Annotated in this window: 2 protein-coding genes and 1 pseudogene; all 3 read right to left on the bottom strand. The window is 28.6% G+C overall.

Features of this window, described 5'->3' with window-relative positions; translation table 11 throughout:
* Nucleotides 1-1,028, bottom strand: a pseudogene (locus L6Q46_RS13565) (T9SS C-terminal target domain-containing protein); the annotation flags it as partial.
* Between the two features lie 100 nt (nucleotides 1,029-1,128).
* Nucleotides 1,129-1,890, bottom strand: coding sequence for a LytTR family DNA-binding domain-containing protein (locus L6Q46_RS13560; RefSeq protein WP_291284754.1), 762 nt, complete (start codon nucleotides 1,888-1,890; stop codon nucleotides 1,129-1,131).
* The coding region (locus tag L6Q46_RS13555) for a histidine kinase (RefSeq protein ID WP_291284753.1) at nucleotides 1,890-2,625 on the bottom strand (736 nt) is incomplete at its 5' end. The genes L6Q46_RS13560 and L6Q46_RS13555, both read right to left, overlap by 1 nt.

Below are 2,625 nucleotides of genomic sequence, written 5' to 3'. Positions count from 1 at the left end.
TTGTAATAATTATATCCGTTTTTGAGATTTAGATAAGTTAAGTTATTATTTGAACTATTTAAACTTCCAAATACTGGATTGCCCGAAAAATCTAATGTTGTTAGATTATTAGAACTACAATTAATTTCTTGTAAATTTAACAACCCTGAAAAGTTTAAATTTAAAATCTGATTATCATTACAAATTACAGACACAAGAGCTGTTAATCCACTTAAATCTAAATTAACTATATCGTTAAAACTACAATTCAAATTTTCTAACAAAGCTAATCCTGTCAAATTTAACACACTTAACTGATTGTTTGAAATATCCAAATACGTTAAAGTATTAGCTCCTGTTAAATTTATAGATGACATTAAATTATCAGAAGCATTCAAAAATTGTAAAGATGTTAAATTTGAAACATCTAAACTACTTAACTGATTATTAGCACAACCTAAACTCAATAAATTTACCAATCCGTTTAAATTTATTGTAGAAATTGAATTCACATGACATGATAATTCTATTAAACCAAGGTGATTTGAAACGTCTAAATTAGTTAAGTTATTCAAAGAACATTCTATATATTTTAAATTAGAAATACCACTTAAATTTAAAGTTGTTAAAAGATTCTGATTACAATACAAATATTCTAAATCTACCAAACCAGATAAATTCAAATCAGTAATCATATTTAAACCACAATCTATTTCTCTTAAAAAAATTAAACTCGATAGGTCTAAAACTCCAGTTAAATTATTGGAATTACAGTTCAGTTTCTTCAAATTAGAAAAACTTGTAATTCCTGCCAAACTAGATATATCAGAAGCCACAACACTCAACGAATCTACAACAACAGCTTCGCTTAATTGTATTTCCCCATCATCGTTTGCATCAATTTTCATATAACCTCCACCGCCATAAGCAACGGTATTTAATGGCGTAGCTGATAATAATCTTGCTTTAAAATTTGCATCAGGAATATTTACAATTTGGGCTTGAGCAATTGTTGATATAAATAACAGTAGTAAAAATATCTTTTTCATAGTGTTTGGTTTTTGTTTTCTTTAATATGATATAAAAGTAAAAACTATTAATCTTAAATTTTCAGCAATTGAGTAAAGCTATATTCTAACTTAGAATTCGCTAAAAACTCTTTAATATTTCGTTTAATCTTTCTTTTTTTCGTTGCGAAATTGGCAAATGGCTATCATCAGCCATTACCACATAACCTCCGTCTTTCTTTATATACGACTTTAAATAATTCAAATTAATCAAATGCGATTGATGAATGCGTTCAAAACCTTGTTCGGTTAACAATTCTTCGTATTCTTTTAATGTTTTAGAAATCAAAATTGGTTTTGAGTTTTTAATGAAAAACTTGGTGTAATTGTCCTCACTTTCGCATCTAATAATATCACTCACATCAAAAAGATGAATTCCGTCAGAAGTTGATAATGCAATTCGTTTAAAATTATCTACCTTTTTTCTGATATTTTCTAATAATAAATCAATGTGCGATGAACTATCGTTTTTTTCAATCTCAGCTTTAATTTTCTGAATTACTTTCTGCAATTCATCAGGATCAACTGGCTTCAACAAAAAATCCAAAGCACTAAATCGAAATGCTTTAATTGCATACTGTTCGTGAGCAGTAATAAAAACAATGTGTGCTTTTGTAGTTCCGTTTAACGCTGTTATTTTCTCTAAAATATCAAACCCAGTTCCATCATTCAATTGAATATCTAAAAAAACAACTTGAGGTTGTAATGATTTTATAGCTTCAACACCAGAAACCACGCTATCGGCTTCACCAATAATTGTAATTTGTGGCGCATACAATTGAAGCAAACCCTTCATGCCGTTTCTTAAATTTATATCATCGTCTATTAGTATTGCTGAAATCATTATTGTATGTATTGAATTGGTAATTTTAAAACTACTTTTGTTCCCGAATTATTATCGTTTGCATTTATTTCCTCGATGGAAATTGTTGCATTTTTATGAGTTGAAGAAGCAATCATTTCCAATCGCTTTTTAATAATATCAATCGCCATTGATTTATGAACCGAAACCGAATTTTCCTTGACTTTTTTCGAAGTTTCACAACCCACTCCGTCGTCTTCAATGGTACAAACCAAACTCTCTTTATCAATTTGAAAGTCTACTTTAATTTGTCCTTTTGCCTTTTTAGGAATTACACCATGAATGATTGCATTTTCAACAAATGGTTGTAGTAAAAGTGGTGGCAAAGCAACATCGTCTTCAATTTCTGCACTTTTTGTAATTGTAAAATCAAAATTATTATTGAATCGCAATTGCTCTAATTCTAAATAGTTTTGTAAACTTTCTATTTCTTTGTCAATCGGAATAAGAGATTCTTTTGAATACTCTAATGTTAGACGCATTAACTTTGAGAATTTTGCCAAATATTTAATTGCAGAATCGGTTCCGTTTTGCACAATAAAACTAGAAATTGAGCCTAAACAATTGAATACAAAATGGGGATTCATTTGTAAATGCAGCGCTTTTTGTTCGTATTCTGCTAATTCTTTTTGAAGAGTGAGCGTTTTTTTAAGTTGGTTTCGATTATAAATCAAGAAAATAATTCCTAAAACTAACAAACCGATTAGTGTTCCAAAA

Source organism: Flavobacterium sp., assembly GCF_023151265.1.
Classification (GTDB): Bacteria; Bacteroidota; Bacteroidia; order Flavobacteriales; family Flavobacteriaceae; genus Flavobacterium.
The sequence above is the reverse complement of the archived record's forward strand: the minus strand, read 5'-3'. Positions and strand labels throughout refer to the sequence as shown.

Excerpts from the sequence above, each read along its gene's own strand:
- L6Q46_RS13560 (WP_291284754.1), bottom strand. The coding sequence starts at position 1,890 with ATGATTTCAGCAATACTAATAGACGATGATATAAATTTAAGAAACGGC.